At 74.1% G+C, this 23,410-nt stretch carries 21 protein-coding genes; 17 read left to right on the top strand and 4 right to left on the bottom strand.

Annotation, left to right across the window (positions count from 1 at the left end):
* Positions 1–51: 51 nt before the first annotated feature.
* From I601_RS09665 to I601_RS09675, 3 genes are read left to right on the top strand one after another with little or no spacing between them, the layout of a single operon-like run.
* Positions 52–975, top strand: coding sequence for an ATP-binding cassette domain-containing protein (locus I601_RS09665; RefSeq protein ID WP_218917781.1), 924 nt, complete (start codon positions 52–54; stop codon positions 973–975).
* Positions 972–1,817, top strand: coding sequence for an ABC transporter permease (locus I601_RS09670; protein WP_237089600.1), 846 nt, complete (start codon positions 972–974; stop codon positions 1,815–1,817). The genes I601_RS09665 and I601_RS09670 overlap by 4 nt, the downstream gene beginning before the upstream one ends.
* A 35-nt stretch (positions 1,818–1,852) precedes the next feature.
* Positions 1,853–2,566: a DUF8017 domain-containing protein gene (locus I601_RS09675; protein ID WP_068108787.1), complete on the top strand. Its 714-nt coding sequence runs from the start codon at positions 1,853–1,855 to the stop codon at positions 2,564–2,566.
* On the opposite strand, the gene coaA is transcribed toward I601_RS09675, so the two are convergent.
* Positions 2,563–3,555: a type I pantothenate kinase gene (gene coaA, locus I601_RS09680; protein ID WP_068108791.1), complete on the bottom strand. Its 993-nt coding sequence runs from the start codon at positions 3,553–3,555 to the stop codon at positions 2,563–2,565. The genes I601_RS09675 and coaA overlap by 4 nt on opposite strands.
* 70 nt (positions 3,556–3,625) lie before the next feature.
* Between coaA and glmS the strand changes: the two genes are divergently transcribed.
* Both glmS and I601_RS09690 read left to right on the top strand, forming a co-directional pair.
* The gene (glmS, locus tag I601_RS09685; RefSeq protein ID WP_068108794.1) at positions 3,626–5,470 is read left to right on the top strand and encodes a glutamine--fructose-6-phosphate transaminase (isomerizing); all 1,845 of its coding nucleotides are present in this window, start codon (positions 3,626–3,628) and stop codon (positions 5,468–5,470) included.
* Positions 5,471–5,477: 7 nt separating this feature from the next.
* A complete protein-coding gene (locus I601_RS09690; RefSeq protein WP_068108797.1) occupies positions 5,478–5,831 on the top strand; it encodes a holo-ACP synthase in 354 nt (117 codons plus the stop codon).
* A gap of 26 nt (positions 5,832–5,857) precedes the next feature.
* Here the strand turns inward: I601_RS09690 and I601_RS09695 are convergent, their stop codons facing one another.
* Positions 5,858–6,796 (bottom strand): hypothetical protein, encoded by a 939-nt coding sequence (locus tag I601_RS09695; RefSeq protein WP_068108799.1) that lies wholly within the window; start codon positions 6,794–6,796, stop codon positions 5,858–5,860.
* A gap of 124 nt (positions 6,797–6,920) precedes the next feature.
* Here I601_RS09695 and I601_RS09700 point away from each other — a divergent pair, with 124 nt between their 5' ends.
* The 7 genes from I601_RS09700 to I601_RS09730 all read left to right on the top strand — a co-directional run bounded on the left by I601_RS09700 (position 6,921) and on the right by I601_RS09730 (position 16,746).
* Positions 6,921–8,345, top strand: a complete 1,425-nt coding sequence (locus I601_RS09700) for a bifunctional ADP-dependent NAD(P)H-hydrate dehydratase/NAD(P)H-hydrate epimerase (RefSeq protein ID WP_068108802.1) — start codon at positions 6,921–6,923, stop codon at positions 8,343–8,345.
* 25 nt (positions 8,346–8,370) lie between these two features.
* Entirely contained in the window at positions 8,371–9,534 is a 1,164-nt protein-coding gene (alr, locus tag I601_RS09705) for an alanine racemase (RefSeq protein WP_068108805.1), read from the top strand.
* Positions 9,531–10,610, top strand: coding sequence for an alpha/beta fold hydrolase (locus I601_RS09710; protein ID WP_068108808.1), 1,080 nt, complete (start codon positions 9,531–9,533; stop codon positions 10,608–10,610). The genes alr and I601_RS09710 overlap by 4 nt, the downstream gene beginning before the upstream one ends.
* Complete coding sequence (tsaE, locus tag I601_RS20790) at positions 10,607–11,596, top strand: tRNA (adenosine(37)-N6)-threonylcarbamoyltransferase complex ATPase subunit type 1 TsaE (protein WP_084527408.1); 990 nt, start codon at positions 10,607–10,609, stop codon at positions 11,594–11,596. Before I601_RS09710 ends, tsaE begins: the two co-directional genes overlap by 4 nt.
* Before the next feature lie 140 nt (positions 11,597–11,736).
* Positions 11,737–15,366 carry a transcription-repair coupling factor gene (gene mfd / locus I601_RS09720; protein WP_068108812.1) on the top strand — a complete coding sequence of 1,210 codons (3,630 nt, stop codon included), beginning with the start codon at positions 11,737–11,739 and terminating at the stop codon, positions 15,364–15,366.
* 65 nt (positions 15,367–15,431) lie between these two features.
* Positions 15,432–16,118 carry a hypothetical protein gene (locus I601_RS09725; RefSeq protein ID WP_068108815.1) on the top strand — a complete coding sequence of 229 codons (687 nt, stop codon included), beginning with the start codon at positions 15,432–15,434 and terminating at the stop codon, positions 16,116–16,118.
* A 16-nt stretch (positions 16,119–16,134) separates the two neighbouring features.
* On the top strand, positions 16,135–16,746 hold the full coding sequence (locus tag I601_RS09730; protein WP_068108817.1) for a nucleoside triphosphate pyrophosphohydrolase: 612 nt from the start codon (positions 16,135–16,137) through the stop codon (positions 16,744–16,746).
* Positions 16,747–16,969: 223 nt separating this feature from the next.
* On the opposite strand, the gene I601_RS09735 is transcribed toward I601_RS09730, so the two are convergent.
* A complete protein-coding gene (locus I601_RS09735; protein ID WP_068114675.1) occupies positions 16,970–18,448 on the bottom strand; it encodes an amidase in 1,479 nt (492 codons plus the stop codon).
* Between the two features lie 121 nt (positions 18,449–18,569).
* On the opposite strand from I601_RS09735, the gene eno reads away from it, so the two are divergent.
* The 5 genes from eno (at position 18,570) to I601_RS09760 (ending at position 22,166) form a co-directional block, all read left to right on the top strand.
* On the top strand, positions 18,570–19,847 hold the full coding sequence (eno, locus tag I601_RS09740; protein ID WP_068108820.1) for a phosphopyruvate hydratase: 1,278 nt from the start codon (positions 18,570–18,572) through the stop codon (positions 19,845–19,847).
* Between the two features lie 15 nt (positions 19,848–19,862).
* Positions 19,863–20,441: an FtsB family cell division protein gene (locus tag I601_RS09745; protein WP_068108822.1), complete on the top strand. Its 579-nt coding sequence runs from the start codon at positions 19,863–19,865 to the stop codon at positions 20,439–20,441.
* Positions 20,438–20,950, top strand: coding sequence for a DUF501 domain-containing protein (locus I601_RS09750; RefSeq protein ID WP_068108825.1), 513 nt, complete (start codon positions 20,438–20,440; stop codon positions 20,948–20,950). The genes I601_RS09745 and I601_RS09750 overlap by 4 nt, the downstream gene beginning before the upstream one ends.
* On the top strand, positions 20,941–21,885 hold the full coding sequence (locus I601_RS09755; RefSeq protein ID WP_218917782.1) for a Ppx/GppA phosphatase family protein: 945 nt from the start codon (positions 20,941–20,943) through the stop codon (positions 21,883–21,885). Before I601_RS09750 ends, I601_RS09755 begins: the two co-directional genes overlap by 10 nt.
* Before the next feature lie 62 nt (positions 21,886–21,947).
* Positions 21,948–22,166 carry a hypothetical protein gene (locus I601_RS09760; RefSeq protein WP_068108828.1) on the top strand — a complete coding sequence of 73 codons (219 nt, stop codon included), beginning with the start codon at positions 21,948–21,950 and terminating at the stop codon, positions 22,164–22,166.
* A gap of 52 nt (positions 22,167–22,218) precedes the next feature.
* On the opposite strand, the gene I601_RS09765 is transcribed toward I601_RS09760, so the two are convergent.
* A complete protein-coding gene (locus I601_RS09765; RefSeq protein WP_068108832.1) occupies positions 22,219–23,400 on the bottom strand; it encodes a zinc-dependent alcohol dehydrogenase in 1,182 nt (393 codons plus the stop codon).
* Between the last annotated feature and the right edge of the window lie 10 nt (positions 23,401–23,410).

Below are 23,410 nucleotides of genomic sequence, written 5' to 3' on the forward strand. Positions count from 1 at the left end.
CGCGCGTACCCCGGTGGGTATGTAAGCACCCTGACTTGATTAGGTGGGTGCATGATCGACGCACCCCCGCTGGTCCTCGAGGGACTGGGCAAGAGGTTCGGTGCGGTGCAGGCGGTGGAGGACCTCTCCTTCACGGTCGCGCCGGGCCGGGTCACCGGATTCCTGGGCCCCAACGGCTCGGGCAAGACCACCACGCTGCGGATGCTGCTGGGCCTGACCAGGCCCACCACCGGCCGTGCGCTGGTGGGGGACTCGGCGTACGCCGACCTGGCGGTGCCGGGCGCCGTCGTGGGCGCTGCGCTGGAGCCGGGCTTCCACCCCGGGCGCACCGCGCTGGGCCACCTGGAGGCCTACGCGCCGCAGGTCGGCGCCCACCGCGCGCGCTGCCGCGAGGTGCTGGTGATGGTCGGGCTCGACGAGAGTGCCGACCGTCGCGTCGGCGGGTTCTCGCTGGGCATGCGCCAGCGCCTCGGTCTGGCCACCGCCCTGCTCGCCGACCCGCCGGTGCTGGTGCTCGACGAGCCCGCCAACGGGCTGGACCCCGAGGGCATCAAGTGGCTGCGCGGCCTGCTGCGCCACTTCGCCGCCGAGGGCCGCACGGTCCTGGTCTCCAGCCACGTGCTCGGCGAGGTGCAGCACACCGTCGACGACGTGGTCGTCATCGCCCACGGACGCCTGGTGCACGCCTCGACCCTGGAGGGCCTCGCCGAGCTGGCGGAGGCCCGCACCTACGTCGAGTCCGCCGACCCCGAGGGCCTCGCCGCCGCGCTCGCCTCGGCCGGCTGGGACGCGGAACCCTCGGGGCCGCAGGGACGCGGCCTCGTGGTCAGCGGCGTGCCTGCCGCCCAGGTCGGGGCGCTCGCCCACGCCGCCGGGCTCGAGCTGCACCAGCTGACCTCGCAGGGCACCGACCTCGAGGACGTGTTCTTCCACCTCGTCGAGCAGGCCGGGACCCGGCAGGAGGTGGTCGCATGAGCAGCCCAGCCTCCAGCCCCGCCGCCTCCCGGTCGGTCGCCTCCCGGGTGGCCAGCGCGTTCGTGGCCGAGCACCGCAAGCTCGTCAGCACCCGCATGTGGTGGATCCTCGCCCTGGTGATGGCGGTCTACCTGGCCTTCATCGGGGGCGTCCTGGCGCTCAGCATCACCGTCACCCCGCCGGGCGAGAGCGCGCCGCCGCTGGTCGGCATCGACGCCGCGCTGTCGACGTACGGCGTCATCAACGCCATCGGCTACGTGTTCCCGCTGGTCGTCGGCACCCTGGCCGTCACCAGCGAGCACCGGCACGGCACCATCGACCAGACCTACCTCGCCGAGCCGCGCCGCGGGGTGGTGCTGCTGGCCAAGCTCCTCGGCACCGTGCCCGTGGGTCTGTTCCTGGGCGTCGTCGGCACCCTCGGCCTGGTCGCCACCGCGGCCCCGGTGCTGGCCTGGCAGGGCCAGGGCGCCCACCTCGACAGCGGCCGGGTCTGGCAGACGCTGCTCCTCGGCGTCGTCGTCACCGCGCTGTGGGCGGTGCTAGGCGCCGCCTTCGGGGCGGTGCTGACCAACCAGGTCGCCGCGATCGTGGTGGTCCTCGCCTTCACCCAGTTCGTCGAGCCGGTCGCCCGGGTCTCGCTCGCCGCGTTCGAGGGGGTCTCCGGGGTGGCGGCCTACCTGCCGGGCGCCGCCGCCGACGCGGTCGTCGGTGCCAGCATCTTCAGCGGCTTCGGCGGCGGGGACCTGCTGTCCCGCTGGGCCGGCGCCCTGGTGCTGCTGGCATACGTCGCCCTGCTCGGCGCGGTCGGCTGGTGGCGGTCCACCCGCAACGACGTGCGCTGAGTGTGAGCGTCGGCGGCGCGGGGTAGACCCCAGCCATGGGGACCCGCGCCGACCGGCTGCCGTGGCCGCTGGTGGCGCTCGCGGTCCTGACCAGCGCGCTCGTGCTGGTCACCGGTGGCGTCGTCGTCGCCGGCTGGGTCGCCCGGCCCGGCGACGGACCCGCAGGGCCGACCGCCGGGGAGGCGACGGCTGGCACCCCGGTGGTGCGCGACCTGGGGCCGGGTGCGGCCGCCTTCGACTTCAGCGGCGACTGGTCGTTGCGCCCGCCGGGCACCTCGGTCTTCTACACCGACGCGGAGGGGCGGATCAGCGCCGCCCTCGACGGTGCTGCGGTCTACCGCGACGGCTTCTGCGACCGTGCCGGCGCCGCCCACCGCCCCTCCAACCGGGCGGTCGCCGGCTTCGGGCGGGTGTCACGCCTGGGCGCGCGGCGCACGAGCCGGGCGGTGGCGCAGCAGTGGCGCGCGGCCATCGCCTTCGACAGCCGCACCGGCACCGTCCACGAGACGTCGCGGGTGCGCACCCGCGACGTCGAGCTCGCCGACGGCGCCGCGGCGGTGCGCTCCGACTTCACCCTGCGCATCGCGGAGCCGAGCGCCTGCGAGGCGGCCCGGGTGCGCACCAGCGTGGTCAGCCTCGACACCGGCGGCTGGACCGCCAGCCTGGTGCTGGTGCGCGACGTCGCTGTGCCCGACGCGCTGGGCGACGCGGAGGCCGAGCGGCTGCTGGCGAGCCTGCGTCCGGCCTAGAGCTTGCGCAGCCGCACGTAGCGCACCGAGTGGTCGATGTCCTTGCGCAGCACCAGGTTGGCGCGGGAGCGGGTCGGGAGCACGTTCTGCACCAGGTTGGGGCCGTTGATGGTGTCCCAGATCCGCTCCGCCTCGGCGACCGCCTCGTCCTCGCTGAGCGCGCCGTACTTCGCGAAGTACGAGCCCGGGTCGCGGAACGCGGTCTTGCGCAGCCGCAGGAACCGGTCGACGTACCACTGGCGGATCTTGTCGCGCCCGGCGTCGACGTAGACGCTGAAGTCGAAGAAGTCCGAGAGCACCAGGCCGGCGGTGCCGTCCTCGCGGACGCGCGGGGGCTGCAGGACGTTGAGACCCTCGATGATGACGATGTCGGGCCGCTTGATCACGACCTTCTCGTCGGGCACCACGTCGTAGACCAGGTGGGAGTAGGTCGGGGCCAGCACCTCGTCGCAGCCCGACTTGATGTCGACCACGAAGCGCAGCAGCGCACGGCGGTCGTAGGACTCCGGGAAGCCCTTGCGGTCCAGGATGCCGCGCCGCTCGAGCTCGGCGTTGGGGTAGAGGAAGCCGTCGGTGGTCACCAGCGCGACGTTGGGGTGCTCGGGCCAGTGCGCCAGCATCTGCTGCAGCACCCGCGCCGTGGTCGACTTCCCGACCGCCACCGACCCCGCGAGCCCGATCACGAAGGGGGTGCGCGGCGGGGTGCGCCGGTGCAGGAAGTCCTCCTGGTGGCGGTGCAGCTGGCCGGCCGACTCGACGTACAGGCTCAGCAGCCGCGACAGCGGCAGGTAGACCTCGCGCACCTCGTCGAGGTCGAGCTCGTCGCCCAGACCGCTGAGCTCGGCGACCTCGCGCTCGGAGAGGGGATCCTCGATGCCGGAGTCGGCGAGCGCGGCCCAGGCCGACCGGTTGAGCTCGATGTACGGCGAGGACTCGCGGCCGTTGTCGTCGTGGCCGCCCTGGGGGTGGCCCCGACCGTGCGAGGACATGACGAGGATTGTTGCAGCACCGGCGCCGGCGGTGGGGCGGCGGCCCCGCTCCTCGATAGACTCACCCTCCATGTGCGGGATCGTGGGATACGTCGGGCAGCGCCCCTCGGAGCTGGTCGTGGTCGAGGGACTGCGGCGCATGGAGTACCGCGGCTACGACTCCGCCGGCATCGCGGTGGTCGCCGACGGGGTGCTGGCCACCCGCAAGAAGGCCGGCAAGCTGGCCAACCTCGAGCAGGTCGTCGACCAGGACCCGCTGCCGCCGTCGACGATCGGGATCGGGCACACCCGGTGGGCCACCCACGGCGCGCCCAACGACGTCAACGCGCACCCGCACCTGGGCTCCACCGGCAGGGTCGCGATGGTGCACAACGGGATCATCGAGAACTTCGACGACCTGCGCGCCCGTCTCGAGGCCGACGGCCACCAGCTGCACTCCCAGACCGACACCGAGGTCGTCGCGCACCTGCTCGAGCTGCAGGTCGTCTCCGGGGTCGACCTGACCACCGCCATGCAGCGGGTGTGCAGCCGGCTCGAGGGCGCCTTCACCCTCGTCGCGATCGAGGCGGAGGACCCCACCAGGGTCGTCGCCGCGCGCCGCAACAGCCCGCTGGTCGTCGGGCTGGGGGAGGGCGAGAACTTCCTCGGCTCCGACGTCGCGGCGTTCATCGAGCACACCCGCGAGGCGCTGGAGCTCGACCAGGACCAGGTCGTCACGATCACCGCCGACGACGTCAGCGTCACCGGCTTCGACGGCACCCCGACCCAGGGCCGGCAGTACCACGTCGACTGGGACCTCTCCGCGGCCGAGAAGGACGGTCACGACTGGTTCATGCGCAAGGAGATCTTCGAGCAGCCCCGCGCCGTGGCCGACTCCCTGCTGGGGCGGCGTACGCGCGAGGGGGCGCTGCACCTCGACGAGATGCGGCTCTCGGACCAGGAGCTGCGCGACGTCGACAAGATCATCATCATCGCGGCCGGCACCTCGTTCTACGCCGGCATGGTCGCCAAGTACGCCATCGAGCACTGGTGCCGGATCCCGGTCGAGGTCGAGCTGTCCTCGGAGTTCCGCTACCGCGACCCGATCCTCGACTACTCCACCCTCGTCGTCGCCATCAGCCAGTCCGGCGAGACCGCCGACACCCTGCAGGCGATCCGGCACGCGCGCACCCAGCGCTCGAAGGTCCTCGCGATCTGCAACACCAACGGCTCGACCATCCCGCGCGAGTCCGACGCGGTCATCTACACCCACGCCGGCCCCGAGATCGGGGTCGCCTCGACCAAGGGGTTCCTGACCCAGCTGGTCGCCTGCTACCTGCTCGCGCTCTACCTCGCGCAGGTCAAGGGCACCCGCTTCGGCGACGAGATCGCCGAGGTGGTGAGCCAGCTCGAGGAGATGCCGGCGCACATCGAGACCGTGCTCTCGCGCGCCGAGCAGGTCTACGAGCTGGCCCGCGAGCACGTCGACACCCGTGCGGTGCTGTTCCTGGGCCGGCACGCCGGCTACCCGGTCGCGCTCGAGGGCGCGCTGAAGCTCAAGGAGCTCGCCTACATCCACGCCGAGGGGTTCGCCGCCGGGGAGCTCAAGCACGGCCCCATCGCACTCATCGAGCAGGACCTGCCGGTGTGGTGCGTCGTGCCGCCCCGTGGGCGCGACCAGCTGCACGGCAAGATGCTCAGCGGCATCCAGGAGGTCCGCGCCCGCGGCGCCCGCACCATCTGCCTGGCCGAGGACGGCGACGAGTCGATCGCGTCGTACGCCGACGTGCTGGTGCGCCTGCCCCAGGTGCCGGTGCTGCTCCAGCCGCTGGTGGCGGTGGTGCCGCTGCAGCTCTTCGCCTGCGAGCTGGCCACCGCGATGGGCCACGACGTCGACCAGCCGCGCAACCTCGCCAAGTCCGTCACGGTCGAGTGAGCGCGCCGTGCCCGTGATCGGCGTCGGCATCGACGTCTGCGACATCGAGCGGTTCGCCGAGTCCCTCGAGCGCACCCCCGCCCTGCGCGAACGCCTCTTCACCCCCGCCGAGGCCACCCGCCCGCTGGCGTCGCTGGCGGCCCGCTTCGCCGCCAAGGAGGCGCTGGCCAAGGCCCTCGGCGCGCCCATCGGGATGGCGTGGCACGACTGCGAGGTCGTCAACGAGTCCTCCGGCCGCCCGCTGCTCGAGATCCGCGGCACCGTGCTGGCCCGCGCCGACGCCCTCGGCGTCGCCCACCTGCACCTGTCGCTCTCCCACGACGCCGGCATCGCCTCCGCCGTGGTGGTCCTCGAGGCGTGACCCTGAGGGTGACTCCTGCGTCACCCTCAGGGGCACGACCCGGTGCCGGTGCGGAGGACGCCCAGGCGCAGCAGGTCGTGGGCGACCCGGTAGGCCTCCTCGCGCAGCTCGCGGGCGGTGCAGCGCACCACGATCCGGTCGGTGGAGACCAGGGAGCGCTCCCGAGCGATGTCGTCCTCCCAGTTCTCGGCGTGCATGTGGAACGCGCCGTCGATCTCCAGCACCAGCACGCCACCGCCAGGTAGATCCCACTCGCAGTCGGTGTAGCGCAGCCGCCCGTCCGATCCGCGCCGACGTACCTGCCGGTGCGGCGGCGTCAGCCCGTGCTCGCGACACAGCCGGGCCACGTCGAGCTCGGAGACCGAACGGGCCCCGCCCTCGATCTCGTCGAGCGCAGTCCGCAAGAGCCCCGCCCAGCGCAGCGGCCGCATCCGGCGCACCCACTCGTGCAACCGCTCCGGGGTGGTCAGCTGCTGCTGGACCACGGCGGCCAGCACTCCCTGCGCCGTACGCCGCGAGTGCTGGTAGTCCGCGAAGTGCAGCACCGCCGGCTCGAGCCGCATCACCGGCAGGTGGCTGGACGCGGACATCGGTCCCAGAGCGCGCCGGGTGCGGCGGAAGACCACTCCCTCGACGTCCTCGTCGAGCTCGAGGCCCTGCGGCACCACGATCGTGACGTCGTCGCGGTGCCAGCGCTCGAGCCCGTGCACCTCGGCGGCGCTGAGGTCGCCGACCAGGGCCTCCGGCCCGGCGTGCAGCACTCCCAGCCAGCGCACCTGAGCGCGACTCAACGGCCCGGTGGTGGTCGAGACGACCATCGGTGTGCGCAGCGTCCACCGCTCGGCGCGCACCTGTGAGCGCACCGCCCACCGGTCCACCCCGAGCTCGCTCAGCTGTCGCCGGCTCAGCAGCCCTTCCTGGCGGAGGGCGAGCGCGCGCCATGCCTCGTCCGGTCCTCGTCGCATGCCAGGAGGGTGCCCCGTTCGCCGCTGCGGCGGGCGCGTCTTCCACAGGCACCGGGTCGTGCCCCTGAGCGTGACCCAGGAGTCACCCCCAGGGGCACGACCGGCGGGACTAGGTTGGGGCGGCATGAGGCAGGCGCACACGGTGGAGCAGGTCCGGGCGGCGGAGGCGGCGCTGATGGCGCGGCTGCCGGAGGGCGCGCTGATGATGCGCGCGGCGCACGGGCTGGCGCAGGCGGTGGCGGACTGGCTGGGGTCGACGTACGGCCGGCGGGTGCTGCTGCTGGTCGGCTCCGGGGACAACGGCGGCGACGCGCTGCATGCCGGGGCGCTGCTGGCGCGGCGCGGGGCCGGGGTGGAGGCGTGGCTGCTCTCGGACCAGGTGCACGCAGGGGGTCTCGCGGCGCTGCGGGCCGCCGGGGGCCAGGTTGTGCCCGCAGGAGTGCAGACGGGGCCACGTTGGGGGACTCGTTGGGGGGCACGTCCCGAGGTGGTGGTCGACGGCATCGTCGGCATCGGCGGGCGCCCCGGGCTGCGACCCGCGGCGCAGGAGGCGCTGGCCCGGGTCGAGGGCGTGCCGGTGGTGGCGGTCGACGTGCCCAGCGGCGTCGACGTCGACACCGGCGAGGCCCCGCAGCCGCACGTGCGGGCCACGTTCACCGTCACCTTCGGCACCCACAAGGCCGCCCACCTCGTCGACCCCGCGGCCCGCGCCGCCGGCACGGTGCACCTCGTCGACCTGGGCCTCGACCTGCCGGCACCGGGAGTGGAGAGCCTCCAGGCCGCCGACGTCTCCCGGCTGCTGCCGCGCCCCAGCGACGACGCCCACAAGTACACCCGCGGCGTCGTGGGGGTGCGCGCCGGCTCGGCGACCTACCCCGGCGCCGGGCTGCTCAGCGTCGCCGGCGCCGCGTGCGGGCTCGCCGGCATGGTCCGGTACGTCGGCGACGCGGCCGTCGCGGACCGGGTGCGGCAGGCGCACCCCGAGGTGGTCGGGGCCGGTCGGGTCCAGGCCTGGGTCGTCGGCTCCGGGACCGGCGACGACGCGGCCGCCACGCTGGCCGAGGCGCTGGCCGACGCCCGCGAGCACCGGCTGCCGGTCCTCGTCGACGCCGACGCCCTGCACCACCTCACCGGCCCGCTGGACGTCCCGGCGGTGCTCACCCCGCACGCCGGCGAGCTCGCCGCGATGCTCGACGAGGACCGCGCCGAGATCGAGGCGCGCCCGCTGCACTTCGCCCGGGAGGCCGCCCGCCGCTACGGCTGCGTGGTGCTCCTCAAGGGCCGCCACACCCTGGTCAGCACCCCCGACGGACGCACCCGGGCCACCACCACCGGCACCCCGTGGCTGGCCACGGCCGGCGCCGGCGACGTGCTCGGCGGCGTCATCGGCGCGCTGCTCGCCGCGGGGCTCGACCCGTTCGACGCCGCCAGCGTCGGCTCGTGGCTGCACGGCGCCGCGGCCACGCTGGTCTCCCGCGGCGGCCCCCTGGTGGCCGGCCAGGTGGGCGGCGCCGTGGCCGACGTGGTCCGGGCCCTCCCCGCGCCGTGAGCCGCAGGGTGGAAGGATGGCGGTGATGAGCCTCCTGCCCCCACACGTCGCCCGGCGTGCCGAGATCGTCGTCGACCTGGCGGCGATCCGGCACAACGTGCGCCTGCTGGCCGGCGAGATCGGGCCCGACGTGGCCCTGATGGTCGTGGTCAAGGCCGACGGCTACGGCCACGGGATGGCCCAGGTGGCCGCGGCGGCCCGCGAGGCCGGAGCCCCCTGGCTCGGCGTGGCCACCTTCGACGAGGCGCTGGCGCTGCGCGCCGCCGGCGACACCGGCCGCCTGCTGGCCTGGCTCACCGTGCCCGGTGAGGACTGGGCGCCTGTGGTGGCCGCCGACGTCGACGTGACGGCGTACTCGCTCGCCGACCTCGACCAGCTCGTCGACGCGGTCGCCCGCGCCGGTCGCCCCGCCCGGCTGCAGCTCAAGATCGACACCGGCCTGCGCCGCGGCGGCTCGCTGCCCGCCGACTGGCCGGCCCTGGTCGCCGCCGCCCGCGCCGGGGAGGAGGCGGGCCACTGGCGAGTCACCGGCATCTGGTCGCACCCCGCCTCGGCCGACGACCCCGCGCACCCCGCCAACGACGCCCAGGAACAGGTCTTCCGCGACGCGCTGGCCACCGCGGAGGAGGCCGGGCTGCGCCCCGAGGTGCGTCACATCGCCAACTCCGCCGCCACCCTGCTGCGCCCCTCGATGCACTTCGACCTCGTCCGGGTCGGCATCGCGACCTACGGCCTCGACCCCGCCCCCGGCCACACCCGCGACCTGGGCCTGCGCCCCGCGATGAGCGTGGAGGCGACGCTGGCGATGACCAAGCGGTTGGCCCCCGGCGACGGGGTCTCCTACGGCCACACCTGGGTCGCCGACGCGCCGGTCACCGTCGGCCTGGTCCCGACCGGGTACGCCGACGGCGTGCCGCGCCACGCCGGCAACACCGCCCACATCGGGGTCGCCGGCGTACGCCGACCGGTGCGCGGCCGGATCTGCATGGACCAGCTGGTCGTCGAGGTGGCCGGCGAGGGCGAGGAGCCGGCGGTGGGGGCGGGGGACCGGGTGGTGCTCTTCGGCAGCGCCCCCGACCCGACCGCGCAGGACTGGGCCGAGGCCTGCGACACGATCTCCTACGAGATCGTCAGCCGGATCGGCGGCCGCTTCGTGCGGCGCTGGACCGACAGCGAGCGGGACTCGTGAGCAGGGCTCGACGCGTCCTCGGCGTCGCCGGGGCCGTCGCGGGGGTCGCCGCGGCCGGCACCGCCGCCGAGCTGGTCCGCCGCCGCCGCGACATCGCGAGCCGCGACGCCCTCGACGCGACCCCGCTCGGCTCGCTGCGCGCCCCGGGCCGCACCGTGATCGCCGACGACGGGGTGCCGCTGCACGTCGAGGTCGACGAGCTCGATCCCGAGGCCGCCGCCGACCAGCGGTCGGACCTGACGATCATCTTCGTGCACGGCTACGCGCTGAGCATGGGCTGCTGGCACTTCCAGCGCGCCGCCTACCGCGGGCTGGTGCGCTCGGTGTTCTACGACCAGCGCTCGCACGGCCGCTCGGGGCGCTCGTCGATGGAGAACGCCACCATCGACCAGCTCGGCTCGGACCTGGCCCGGGTGCTCGAGGAGCAGGTGCCCGAGGGCCCTGTCGTGCTGGTGGGCCACTCGATGGGCGGGATGACGATCGTGGCCCTCGCCGAGCAGCACCCCGAGCTCTTCGGGTCCCGGGTGGTGGGCGTCGGGCTGGTCTCCACCACCGCCGGCGGCCTCGACGTCGGGCGGCTCCTGCTGCCGGTGGTGCCCGCCAAGCTGGCCGGGCCGCGCCTGGGCCGCGCCCTGGGCAAGGCGATGGTGCCGATCGCCCGCGGGCACCGCGTCATCGACCTGGCCCGGCGCTGGGGCGCCTCGATGGCGATGATCGGCACCGACCTGTTCGCCTTCGGCGGCGAGGTGCCGGAGTCCTACGTCCGCTTCGTCGACCGGATGCTCGCCGAGACCCCCTTCGAGGTGGTCGCCGAGTTCTTCCCCAGCTTCAGCGAGCTCGACAAGTTCCACGTGGTCGACGTGCTCAGCCGGGTGCCGGTCTCGATCATCTGCGGCACCGCCGACCGGATGACCTCCATCGGCCACAGCCGCAAGCTGCACGCCCGCATCCAGGGCTCCAGCCTGCTGGAGGTCGCGGGCGCCGGGCACATGGTGGTGATGGAGAGCCACGACCAGGTCAACGCCGAGCTCGACCAGCTCCTCGCGGCCGCGGCCGAGCGGGCGGCACGCCCATGACCGTCGTCGTACGACGCGTGGGCCCGGAGGCGGCCGAGCAGGTGCAGCAGGTGGTCCAGGCCGCGTTCTCGGCGCGCCCGCCGCTCGACCCGCCGCCCGGTGCGCTGAAGGAGACGGTGCACACGATCCGCGGCAAGCTGGCCGACGGCGGGGGACTGCTGGCCTGCCTCGGCGACGAGCCGGTCGGCGCGCTGATCCTCGACCCGATCGGGTCCTCGACCTACATCCGTCGCTTCGGCGTGGTCCCCGGGCACCAGGGGATGGGCATCGCGGGGCGGCTCATCGACGCCGCGGTCGACGCGGTCGCCGACTCCGGGCGCGGCACCGACGACCTGATCGTGCAGGCGCGTGAGGAGCTGCCGGCGACCGTGCGGTTCTGGGACCGCCAGGGCTTCCGCGAGATCCGGCGCTACTCCCCGCTGGTGGAGATGCGCCGGCCGTTGCGCACCGCGGTCTTCCAGGCCCCGACCGCCGACGCGATGCGCAGCATCGGCCGCTCGTTGGCCGGCCAGCTCACCCACGGCGACCTCGTCGTGCTCACCGGCGACCTCGGGGCCGGCAAGACCACCTTCACCCAGGGCCTGGGTGCGGGGCTGGGGGTGCGCGGCAACATCACCTCGCCCACCTTCGTGATCGCCCGGGTGCACCCCACGATCGTGGACGGCCCGGAGCTGGTGCACGTCGACGCCTACCGCCTCGACGGGCTCGAGGAGCTCGACGACCTCGACCTCGACACCTCCCTGGAGGACGCCGTCACCGTGGTCGAGTGGGGCGAGCACCTCGCTGAGGGGCTCTCGGAGTCGCGGCTGGAGATCCGGATCGTGCGTGCCATCGGCGAGCCCGACCCCGAGCCCCCGCCCGACGGTCGGGCCGCGGGCCAGCCCGACGAGGAGGCCGACGAGCGGCCGCCCTTCGACCCGCGCCGCGTCGAGGTCACCCCGGTGGGCCCGCGCTGGCACGCACTCTCCTTCCGCGCCCTGGGCTGAGCCCGCGCAGCGCTTTCGGTGCGCGTCGGGGCCGGTCGTAGACTCGTCCGCGCTGCCCCACCCACCCCCGTCTCGGTCCTGAGCGGGGGCGTTCCCCGTGCTGGGGGTCAGCCCCACCACCACCCAGGAGCCCTCGCCCCGTGTCGACCACGACCACCGATGTCCACCTCGCCCCCGGCCCCGCCGGGATCGCCGACGCGGTGCTCGCCGACCCGACCCTGCTCGACGTGCTCTCCGACGCGGGGGAGGGCCGGGTCCGCGCGCTCGACCTGACCGGTCCCGAGGCGCTGCGCCCGTTCGTGATCGCCGGGCTGGTGCGCGCCGGACGCACGGTGCTCGCCGTGACCGCCACGTCGCGGGAGGCCGACGACCTCGTCACCGCCCTGGGCGACCTGCTCGACCCGCACACCGTGGCCTCCTACCCGTCGTGGGAGACCCTCCCGCACGAGCGGCTCAGCCCGCGCTCCGACACCGTCGGGCGCCGCCTGGCCGTGCTGCGCCGCCTGCAGCACCCCGGCACCGACCCCAGCAACGGCCCGCTCCAAGTTGTCGTCGCCCCGGTCCGCTCGATCCTCCAGCCGCAGGTCAAGGGGCTCGGCGACCTCGAGCCGGTCGAGCTGGTCCCCGGGGCCACCGCGCCCCTCGACGACCTGGTCCAGCGCCTGGCCGATGCGGCGTACTCGCGCGTCGACCTCGTCGAGCGCCGCGGCGAGTTCGCGGTCCGCGGCGGCATCCTCGACGTGTTCCCGCCCACCGAGGAGCACCCGCTGCGCGTGGAGCTGTGGGGCGACGAGGTCGAGGAGATCCGCTCGTTCTCCGTCGCCGACCAGCGCACCCTCGAGCCCGTCGAGAGGCTCTGGGCGCCGCCGTGCCGCGAGCTGCTGCTCACCGACGAGGTACGCCGCCGCGCCGCCGCCCTGGGCCAGGCCCACCCGCAGCTGCTCGAGCTCACCGACAAGATGGCCCAGGGCATCGCCGTCGAGGGCATGGAGTCCCTCGCCCCGGTCCTGGTCGACGACATGGAGCTCCTCGTCGACCTGATGCCCCCCGACACCCACGTCCTGGTGCTCGACCCCGAGCGGGCGCGCCGCCGCGCCCACGACCTGGTCGCCACGAGCGAGGAGTTCCTGGGCGCCAGCTGGGCCGCGGCCGCGAGCGGCGGCAGCGCGCCGATCGACCTCGGGGCGGCGTCGTACCGCAGCCTGGCCGACGTGCGCGAGCACACCCTGGGCCAGCACAAGCCCTGGTGGACGGTGAGCCCCTTCGGGATCGACGTCGAGGGCGCGGACTCACCGGTGCTGCGCGACGAGGCCGGCGCCATCACCGGCATCGACGTCGACGTGACCGTGGGCGCGGTGCCGAGCCGGGCCCTGTCGGCCAAGCCGGTCGACGCCTACCGCGGCGACGTCGAGCGCGCCATCGCCGATCTCGACACCTGGCGCTCGGAGGGCTACCGGGTGCTGGTGCTGCACGAGGGCCACGGCCCCGCGCAGCGGATGGTCGAGGCGCTGGCCGAGCACGACGTGCCGGCCCGGCTCGTCGAGCCGCACACCGGCGGCGACGACGCCCGGATGGGTCCCGACGTCGTCACCGTGACCTGCGGTGGGCTCTCCCACGGCTTCGTGGACGAGACCAACCGCCTGGTGCTGCTGACCGGCGAGGACCTGTCGGGGCAGAAGTCCTCCACGCGCGACATGCGCAAGATGCCCACCCGGCGCAAGAAGCAGATCGACCCCCTCGAGCTGAAGTCCGGCGACTTCGTGGTGCACGAGCAGCACGGCGTGGGCCGCTTCGTGGAGATGAAGCAGCGCGAGGTCGGCGGCGCCACCCGCGAGTACCTCGTCCTCGAGTACGGCGCCTCCAAGCGCGGCGGGCCCGCCGACCGGCTCTACGTGCCGGCCGATGCGCTCGACCAGGTCACCCGCTACGTCGGCGGCGAGCACCCCAGCCTCGACCGCCTCGGCGGCGGCGACTGGGCCAAGCGCAAGGGCCGGGCCCGCAAGGCGGTGCGCGAGATCGCCGCCGAGCTGATCAAGCTGTACGCCGCGCGGCAGGCCACCCAGGGCCACGCCTTCGGCCCGGACACGCCCTGGCAGCGCGAGCTCGAGGACGCGTTCCCGTTCCAGGAGACCCAGGACCAGCTGACCACCGTCGACGAGGTCAAGGCCGACATGCGCCGGGTGATCCCGATGGACCGGCTGGTCTGCGGCGACGTCGGCTACGGCAAGACCGAGATCGCGGTGCGCGCGGCGTTCAAGGCCGTCCAGGACGGCAAGCAGGTCGCGGTGCTGGTGCCCACGACGCTGCTGGTCACCCAGCACCTCTCCACCTTCAGCGAGCGGATGGCCGGCTTCCCGGTCGTGCTCAGGGGCCTGTCGCGCTTCCAGACCGACAAGGAGGCCAAGGAGGTCCTGGCCGGGCTGGCCGACGGCAGCGTCGACATCGTGGTGGGCACCCACCGGCTGCTCAACCCCGACACCCGGATGAAGGACCTCGGGCTGATCGTCGTCGACGAGGAGCAGCGCTTCGGCGTCGAGCACAAGGAGCAGATGAAGCGGCTGCGCACCTCCGTCGACGTGCTGTCGATGAGCGCGACGCCGATCCCGCGCACCCTCGAGATGGCGATCACCGGCATCCGGGAGATGTCCACGATCACCACCCCGCCCGAGGAGCGGCACCCGGTGCTGACCTACGTCGGCGCCTACGAGGACCGCCAGGTGACCGCCGCCGTACGCCGCGAGCTGCTGCGCGAGGGCCAGGTCTTCTACATCCACAACCGGGTCCAGTCGATCGAGAAGGCCGCGGCGCGGATCCGTGAGCTGGTGCCCGAGGCGAGGGTCGCCACCGCGCACGGCCAGATGGGCGAGCAGCAGCTCGAGCGGGTGATGCTCGACTTCTGGGAGAAGAGCTTCGACGTGCTGGTGTGCACCACGATCGTGGAGTCCGGCCTCGACGTCTCCAACGCCAACACGATGATCATCGAGCGCTCCGACACCTTGGGCCTCTCCCAGCTGCACCAGCTGCGCGGGCGGGTGGGCCGCTCGCGCGAGCGGGCCTACGCCTACTTCCTCTACCCGACCGAGAAGCCGCTCACCGAGACCGCGCACGAGCGGCTGGCCACCCTGGCCCAGCACTCCGACCTCGGTGGCGGCATGGCCATCGCGATGAAGGACCTCGAGATCCGCGGCGCCGGCAACCTGCTGGGCGGTGAGCAGTCCGGTCACATCGCCGACGTCGGGTTCGACCTCTACGTGCGCCTGGTCGGCGAGGCGGTCGCCGAGTTCAAGGGCGACGGCGGTGAGCCCGAGCTCAACGAGGTGCGCATCGAGCTGCCTGTCGACGCCCACCTGCCGCACGACTACATCGGCACCGAGCGGCTGCGCCTGGAGATCTACAAGCGGCTCGCCGAGGTGCGCACCGACGAGGACGTCGACGCGATCAACGAGGAGCTGCTCGACCGCTACGGCGAGCCGCCGATCGAGGTCGTCTCGCTGCTGCTCGTCGCGCGCTTCCGCGCCCGGGCCCGTCAGGCCGGCATCGCGGAGGTGACCATCGCGGGCAAGAACGTCCGCTTCGCGCCGGTCAGCCTGCCCGAGTCGCGCCAGGTGCGCCTGCAGCGGATGTACCCGAAGTCGCTGATCAAGCCCCAGACCGACACGATCCTGGTGCCGCGCCCGCAGACCGCGGTCATCGGTGGGCGACCGATCGACGGCATCGCGCTGCTCGAGTGGGCCCGCCAGGTCATCGACCAGGTGATCGACCCGTCCTGACAGACTGGTTCAATGGGCCCCAGCTGTGAGCCAGCCCTCACCCTGATCTACCTCTAGGAGCACCCGTGCGTCTGTCCCGTCCCCTCGCCGGTCTCGCCGCCGCGGCCCTGCTGGGCATCGGTGCCCTGTCCGGTTGCGGCGTCTCGGAGATCCAGGCGGCTCCCGGCGTGGCCGCCGACGTCGACGGCACGGAGATCCGCGTCGACGAGGTCGACGAGCTGTCCTCGACGACCTGCGCGGTGCTGCGCAGCAACCCCGAGCTGCTCGGTCAGGGCTACACCGGTGCCACGGTGCGCGACACCGTGCTGGCCCAGCTGGTCTCGCGCGAGATCGCCGACAGCATCGCCGCCGACAACGACATCGACGGCGCGGTCCTCTACGGCCGCTCCGCCCAGCAGGCCCGCCTCGGCCTGGGCCAGTCCGACTCCGCCGAGCTCGAGGAGGTGCTGCCGGTCTTCGCCTCCAGCAGCTACCTGCGCTCGGTGCTCGCGGCGGTCGCCGACCCGACCCTGCCGGCCGACACCGACGAGGCCACCGCGGCGGCGGCGTACCAGCAGGTGCTCGCCGACTGGCAGGCCGAGCACGACCTCACCACCAACCCGCTCTTCACCCCGGTCGACTTCACCGCGACCTCGAAGCAGAGCTCGGACCTCTCGGTGGCGGTCAGCGACGAGGCCGTCGAGCTGCAGTCCCTCGACCCGGCCGCGGTGCGCATCGAGGACCGGCTGCCCGCCTCCCAGCGCTGCAGCTGAGCCTCCGGGCGACGCCGTGACCACCGAACCGCTGCTCGAGCTGCGGGCGGTGATGGCCCGCCTGCGCGCCGAGTGCCCGTGGAAGGCCGAGCAGACCCACCGCTCGCTGGTGCGCTACCTGCTCGAGGAGACCCACGAGACGATCGAGGCGGTCGACCGGCTCGAGAGGGGTGAGCCCGGGGCCGTGGAGCACCTGCGCGAGGAGCTCGGCGACCTGCTCCTGCAGGTCTACTTCCACGCCGCCGTCGCCGCCGAGAGCGACTCCTTCGACATCGACGACGTGGCCCGCGGCCTCACCGAGAAGATGGTGCGCCGCAACCCGCACGTCTTCGGCGACGAGGCCGACCAGGGCCGCGACGCCGCCGCGGTCAACGAGCGGTGGCAGGAGATCAAGGCCGCCGAGAAGGCCGGCCGCACGCGCGTCGACGAGGGCGTCCCCGCCGGTCTGCCCGCGCTGCTGTACGCCGACAAGGTGCTCGACCGCCTCGCCCGCGCCGGCCACGAGGTGCACCTCGACCCGGCCTCGGCCGACCTCGGCGAGCGCCTGCTGGCGCTGGTCGCCGAGGCCCACGCCGATGGCCTCGACCCCGAGCAGGCGCTCCGCGACGCCGTCCGCCGCCGCACCTGACCCGGCCCGGATGTCGCGCCGACCCGGCCCGGATGTCGCGCCGACCCGGCCCGGATGTCGCGCCGATCCGGCCCGGATGTCGCGCCGACCCGGCCCGGACCGACCCCCGCGTCCGGGCAGTAGGTCCGGGCCGACTCGAGGGGACATTCGGGCCGGCTCGGGGTGACATCCAGGCCGACTGGGCGGGACATCTGGGCCGACTCGGCGCCCCGGGGGGAGGGGATCAGAGGGGCGGGCGGCGGTCCCACCAGGGCGCGGCGTCCTCGAGCTGCGCGGCCAGGCGCAGCAGCAGCCCCTCGCTGCCGAGGCGACCCACGAGCTGCACCCCCATCGGCAGCCCGTCGGGCGTCCAGTGCAGCGGCACGCTCATGGCCGGCCGGCCGGTGAGGTTGGCCAGCTGGGTGTAGGGCACCCAGCCGAGGTTCTCCTTGACCATCTGGTCCACCAGCGGCGTGAAGCGCAGCAGGCCGCCGCCGCGGGCGGAGAGCAGCGCCTTCTGGACCTTCTGCAGGGCGGCCGGCTGGTCGAAGGCGCCGACCCGCGGTGGCGGCGTGGCGGTCGTCGGCGTCAGCAGGAGGTCGTACGACGCGTGCAGCTCGGCGAGGCGGCGCACGTGCCGGTGCCGGTCCTCGACGGCCTCGATGAACCCCACCGCGCCGGTGGCCCGGCCCAGCGCCGCCATCACCCGGGTGTCGGGCTCGAATTGGTCCTCGCCGCACCCGGTGTCCGCGCGGGCCTGGGCCACCGAGACGGCCGTGTGGGCGAACCACGTCGTCAGGAAGCTCTTGGCCAGCGCCTCGTCGTCGACGGGCGGGGTGTCGAGCTCGACGACCTCGTGGCCCAGCCCGGCCAGCAGGTCGGCGGCCCGCGCGACCGCGGCCCGGGCCTCGGGGTGCGGGTCGGGGTTGATCGCGCTGCGCCAGCTCATCACCACGCGCAGCCGGCCGGGGTCGCGGCCTACCTCGGCGGCGTACCCGTCGACCGGCCCGGGCGCCGGCAGGTACGGCGACTCGTCGGTCGGCCCGGCGAGCACGTCGAGCATCGCGGCGGAGTCGCGGACGCTGCGGGAGATGACGCCGTCGGTGGCGGTGCCGCCGAAGAGCTCGCTGTAGACGGGGCCGTAGGGCAGCAGCCCGCGCCCGGCCTTGAGGCCGAAGAGCCCGCACGCCGAGGCGGGGATCCGGATCGAGCCGCCGCCGTCGCTGGCCGCGGCGCACGGCACGATGCCCGCCGCGACCGCGGCGGCGGAGCCGCCCGACGAGCCGCCGGGGGTGTGGTCGGTGTTCCAGGGGTTCCGCGCGGCGCCGAACAGCTCCGGCTCGGTGACGCCCTTGGTGCCGAACTCGGGGGTGTTGGTCTTGCCGAACACCTGCAGCCCCGACTCGATCCAGCGCTCCACGACCGCCGCGGTCTCGGTGGCCGGCAGCTCCGCGAGCGACCGGCTGCCCGCGCTGGTCGGGACGCCCGCCAGGTGCTGGTGGAGATCCTTGAGCAGGAACGGCACGCCCTCGAAGGGACGCCCGCCCTCGGGCGCGGGGCCGCTGGGGGTCGGCGGCTCGAGGTCGCGCACGACGGCGTTGAGCCGCGGGTTCACCTCCGCGGCGCGGGCCCGGGCCGCGGCGAGCAGCTCGGCGGGAGTGGTGGTGCCCTCGCGCACCAGGGCGGCGAGGGCGACGGCGTCGTGGTCGAGGTAGTCCTGCATCGCCCCACCGTAGCCACCCGACGGGTCCGCGTCCGCGGACCGTGCGAAGCCCACGGCCCGCGACGGTCTAGGCTCGTCTGGACGTCCCAGCACCCCGACCCCGTCCCAGGAGCAGACCACCGTGGCATCCATCGAAGCAGTCGGCGCCCGCGAGATCCTCGACTCCCGCGGCAACCCCACCGTCGAGGTCGAGGTCGTCCTCGACGACGGCACCTTCGCCCGGGCCGCGGTGCCCAGCGGCGCCTCCACCGGCGCCTTCGAGGCCGTGGAGCTGCGCGACGGCGGCGACCGGTACGCCGGCAAGGGCGTCCAGCAGGCCGTCGACAACGTGATCCGCGTGCTCGGTCCTGCGGTCGAGGGCCTCGACGCCGACGACCAGCGCCTCGTCGACCAGGCGATGCTCGCCGCCGACGGGACGCCCAACAAGGCCGAGGTCGGCGCCAACGCCATCCTCGGCGTCTCGCTGGCCGTGGCCCGCGCGGCCGCCGACTCCGCCGGCCTGCCGCTCTACCGCTACGTCGGTGGCCCCAACGCCCACGTGCTGCCGGTGCCGATGATGAACATCCTCAACGGCGGGTCGCACGCCGACTCCAACGTCGACATCCAGGAGTTCATGATCGCCCCCGTGGGCGCGCCGACCTTCCGCGAGGCGCTGCGCTCCGGCGCGGAGGTCTACCACGCGCTGAAGACGGTGCTCCAGGAGCGCGGCCTGGCCACCGGCCTGGGCGACGAGGGCGGCTTCGCGCCGAACCTCGACTCCAACCGTGCCGCCCTCGACCTGATCGCCGAGGCCGTCGAGCGCTCCGGCCAGCAGCTGGGCACCGACATCGTGCTGGCCCTCGACGTGGCCGCCACCGAGTTCTGCACCGACGGCGTCTACTCCTTCGAGGGGCAGTCGAAGACCGCCACCGAGATGAGCGCCTACTACGCCGAGCTCTGCGACGCCTACCCGATCGTCTCCATCGAGGACCCGCTCGACGAGGACGACTGGGAGGGCTGGAAGACCCTGACCGACCAGCTCGGCCACAAGATCCAGATCGTCGGCGACGACCTGTTCGTCACCAACGTGGAGCGCCTGCAGCGCGGCATCAGCGGCGGCCAGGCCAACGCGCTGCTGGTGAAGGTCAACCAGATCGGCTCGCTGACCGAGACCCTCGACTCCGTCGACCTCGCGCACCGCAACGGCTACCGCTGCATGATGAGCCACCGCTCCGGCGAGACCGAGGACGTCACCATCGCCGACCTCGCCGTCGCCACGAACTGCGGGCAGATCAAGACCGGTGCCCCGGCACGCTCGGAGCGGGTGGCCAAGTACAACCAGCTGCTGCGCATCGAGGACGAGCTGGCAGATGCAGCGCGCTACGCCGGTGTGTCGGCGTTCCCGCGCTACACCTCCTGAGCGACCCTGGGACACATGCCCGAGAACCGACGCACCCCGTCGCGGGGCAGCGGCCCGCGCGGGCGCACCGGCCCGGGCCGGGGCGGCGCCCCGCGCTCGACCGCGCGCCCCGCGGCCGGAGCGACCCCGCGTGCCTCGTCCCGGCGCCGCCGCCCGCCCCGACTGACCGGGCGCGCCGCGGTGCTGGTGCTCGTGCTGGTGCTGCTCGCGGTCTCCTACGCCAGCTCGGCGCGCGCCTACCTGCAGCAGCGCGGCGAGCTCGAGGCGCTGCGCGCCGACATCGCCGAGAAGGAGTCGAGCATCTCCGACCTCGAGCGTGAGATGCGTCGGTGGGAGGACCCCGCCTACGTCACGCAGGAGGCACGCGAGCTCGGCTACGTGATGCCCGGCGAGACGTCGTACGTCGTGCTCGACGAGAACGGCGACCCGCTGGAGCCGGCCGCGGAGCTGCCCGACCCCGAGGAGGTGGGCCCCGAGGTCGAGCCGGCCTTCTGGGAGGCCGCCTGGGGCTCGGTGCTGCTGGCCGGCAACCCGCCGCGCAACACCGGCACCCCGCCGCTGACCGAGATCGACGGCTCCGAGGAGCAGGAATGAGCGGTCCGCAGCCGGGGATCGACCCGGCGGACCAGGCGGCCGTCGACGAGCAGCTGGGCCGACCCGCCAGCGGCATCGCCGAGGTCGGGCACCGCTGCCCCTGCGGAAACCCCGACGTCGTGACCACGCAGCCGCGGCTGCCCAGCGGCACCCCGTTCCCGACGACGTACTACCTGACCTGCCCGCGCGCGGCCTCGCGGATCGGCACCCTCGAGGGCTCGGGGCTGATGAAGGAGATGGAGGCGCGCCTGGGCGAGGACGAGGAGCTCGCGACGGCGTACGCCGCCGCCCACGAGCGCTACCTCGAGGCGCGTGCCGAGATCGGTCGCGCCGCGGGGCTCGACGTCCCCGAGATCGAGGGCGTCTCCGCGGGTGGGATGCCGCACCGGGTCAAGTGCCTGCACGTGCTGGCCGGGCAGTCGCTGGCCCAGGGCCGCGGCGTGAACCCGCTCGGCGACGAGGTGCTCGACGCCCTCGGTCCCTGGTGGGAGCCCGGCCCGTGCGTGTAGCCGCCATCGACTGCGGCACCAACACGATCAAGCTGCTCATCGGCGACGTCGACGTCGCGACCGGGAGCACCACCGACGTGGTCCGCGAGGCCCGGATGGTGCGCCTGGGGGAGGGCGTCGACCGGACCGGGCGCCTCTTCGAGGCCGCGCTGGAGCGCACCTTCGGCGCCGTCGAGGAGTACGCCGCCCTGGTGCGCGAGCACGGCGTCGACCCGGCGCACACCAGGTTCTGCGCGACCTCCGCGACCCGCGACGCCGACAACGCCGAGGACTTCGCCGACGGGGTCGAGGCCCGGCTCGGGGTGCGCCCCGAGGTGCTCACCGGCGGCGAGGAGGCCCGCCTGGCGTGGGCCGGGTCGGTGCGGGTGCTGCGGGAGACGCCGCGGGCCCCGGTGCTGGTCATCGATGTCGGCGGCGGCTCGACCGAGCTGGTGCTGGGTCACGACGGCGCCGACCAGGACCGGCCGGACCAGGCGCACTCCATGGACATCGGCTCGGTGCGGCTCACCGAGCGGCACCTGCACTCGGACCCGCCGACGCCCGAGGAGGTCGCGGCCTGCGTGGCCGACGTGGACGCGGCGCTCGACGAGTGCCCCGTCGCGGTCGCCGACGCCCTGAGCGTCGTCGGGGTCGCCGGCACCATCACCACGCTGGCGGCGGGGGTGCTGGGCCTGGCGGCGTACGACCGGGTCGCGATCGACCAGAGCGTCCTCGACGTCGCCGCGGTGCACCGCGAGTGCGACCGCCTCGTCGGGCTCAGCGTGGAGCAGCGCCGGGCCGAGCCGTGGATGCACCCGGGCCGCGCCGACGTCATCGCCGCGGGCGCCCTGATCGTCTCCCGGGTCCTGGCCCGCACCCGGGCCACCCGGCTGGTGGTCAGCGAGAGCGACATCCTCGACGGCATCGCCTGGGACCTCGCCGTCTCCACCCCGTGAAGGTGGATTGAGGATCGCTGCACCGGGTATGCGGGTCGGGACACCGACGAGAGGAACGACCCATGAAGAAGATCCCGATGCTCCTCGCTGCCGGAGCCGGCTACGTCCTCGGCGCCCGCGCCGGGCGCGAGCGCTACGAGCAGATCAAGTCGCAGGCCTCCCGCGTCGCCCGGGACCCGCGGGTCCAGGACGCCACCGAGAAGGCCAAGGAGAAGGCCGGCGAGGTCGCCTCCGACGCGGCGGACGCCGCCCGGCGCCAGGCCTCGTCCTCGACCCCCTGACGGGCCGAACCCGGTGCCTCGGGGGAGCCCCGAGGCACCGGCGGCGGGTCGCTCAGGGCGTGAAGACGGCCTTGATCATCCCGTCCTGCTTGTCCCGGAAGGTCCGGTAGGCCTCCGGCGCCTCGGCGAGCGGGAGCCGGTGGGTCACGAAGTCCTCGGTGCCCAGCGGGTCGGTGTCGTCGAGCAGCAGCGGCATGATCGCGTCGGTCCAGTGCCGGACGTTGGCCTGGCCCATCCGCAGCTGCAGCTGCTTGTCGAACATCTGCATCAGCGGCATCGGGTCCATCGCTCCGCCGTACACGCCGAGCAACGAGACCGTGCCGCCGCGGCGCACGGCGTCCAGGGACGCGTGCAGGGCCGCGAGCCGGTCGAAGCCGGCCTTCTTCATCAAGGGCTGCGCCACCGCGTCGGGCAGCAGCCCCACGGCGCGGATCGCCTTCTCGGCCACCGGGTTGCCGTGCGCCTCCATGCCCACCGCGTCGATCACCGCGTCGGCGCCGCGGCCGCCGGTGCGGCTGCGCACCTCCTCGCCCACGTCGTCGACGGCGTCGAGGTCGATCGTCTCGGCGCCGCGGGCGCGCACCCGGGCGAGCCGCTCGGGCACCCGGTCGACCACGACGACCCGGAGGCCGCGGTGCAGGGCGATGCGGGTGGCCATCTCGCCGATCGGGCCCGCGCCCATCACCAGGAGCGTGCCGTCGGCCGGGCAGTCGGCGTACTCCACGCCCTGCCAGGCCGTCGGCAGCACGTCGGAGAGGAAGACGAACCGGTCGTCCGAGGGGCCCTCGGGCACCTTCATCGGCAGGAAGTCGGCGAACGGGACGCGCATCAGCTCGGCCTGGCCGCCCGGCACGGCACCGTAGAGCGCGCTGAAGCCGAACAGGCTGGCACCGGTGCCGTGCTGGTGGTTCTGGGTGGTCTCGCACTGGCTGTGCAGACCGCGGGCGCAGGTCCAGCAGCTGCCGCAGCTGATGTTGAACGGCACCACCACGCGGTCGCCGACCCGCAGGTCGCGCACCTCGGGGCCGACCTCGCGCACGATGCCCATCGGCTCGTGGCCGATGACGTCACCGGGGGTCATGAACGGCGACAGCGGGTCGTAGAGGTGCAGGTCGGACCCGCACAGGCCGGTGGTGGTGATCTCGATGACCGCATCGGTGGGGTCCTCGATCGTGGGGTCGGGGACCTCCTCGACGCTGATCTTGCGGGGGCCCTGCCAGGTCACTGCCTTCATGTTGCTCCGT

It is taken from the genome of Nocardioides dokdonensis FR1436, from assembly GCF_001653335.1.
Classification (GTDB): Bacteria; Actinomycetota; Actinomycetes; order Propionibacteriales; family Nocardioidaceae; genus Nocardioides; species Nocardioides dokdonensis.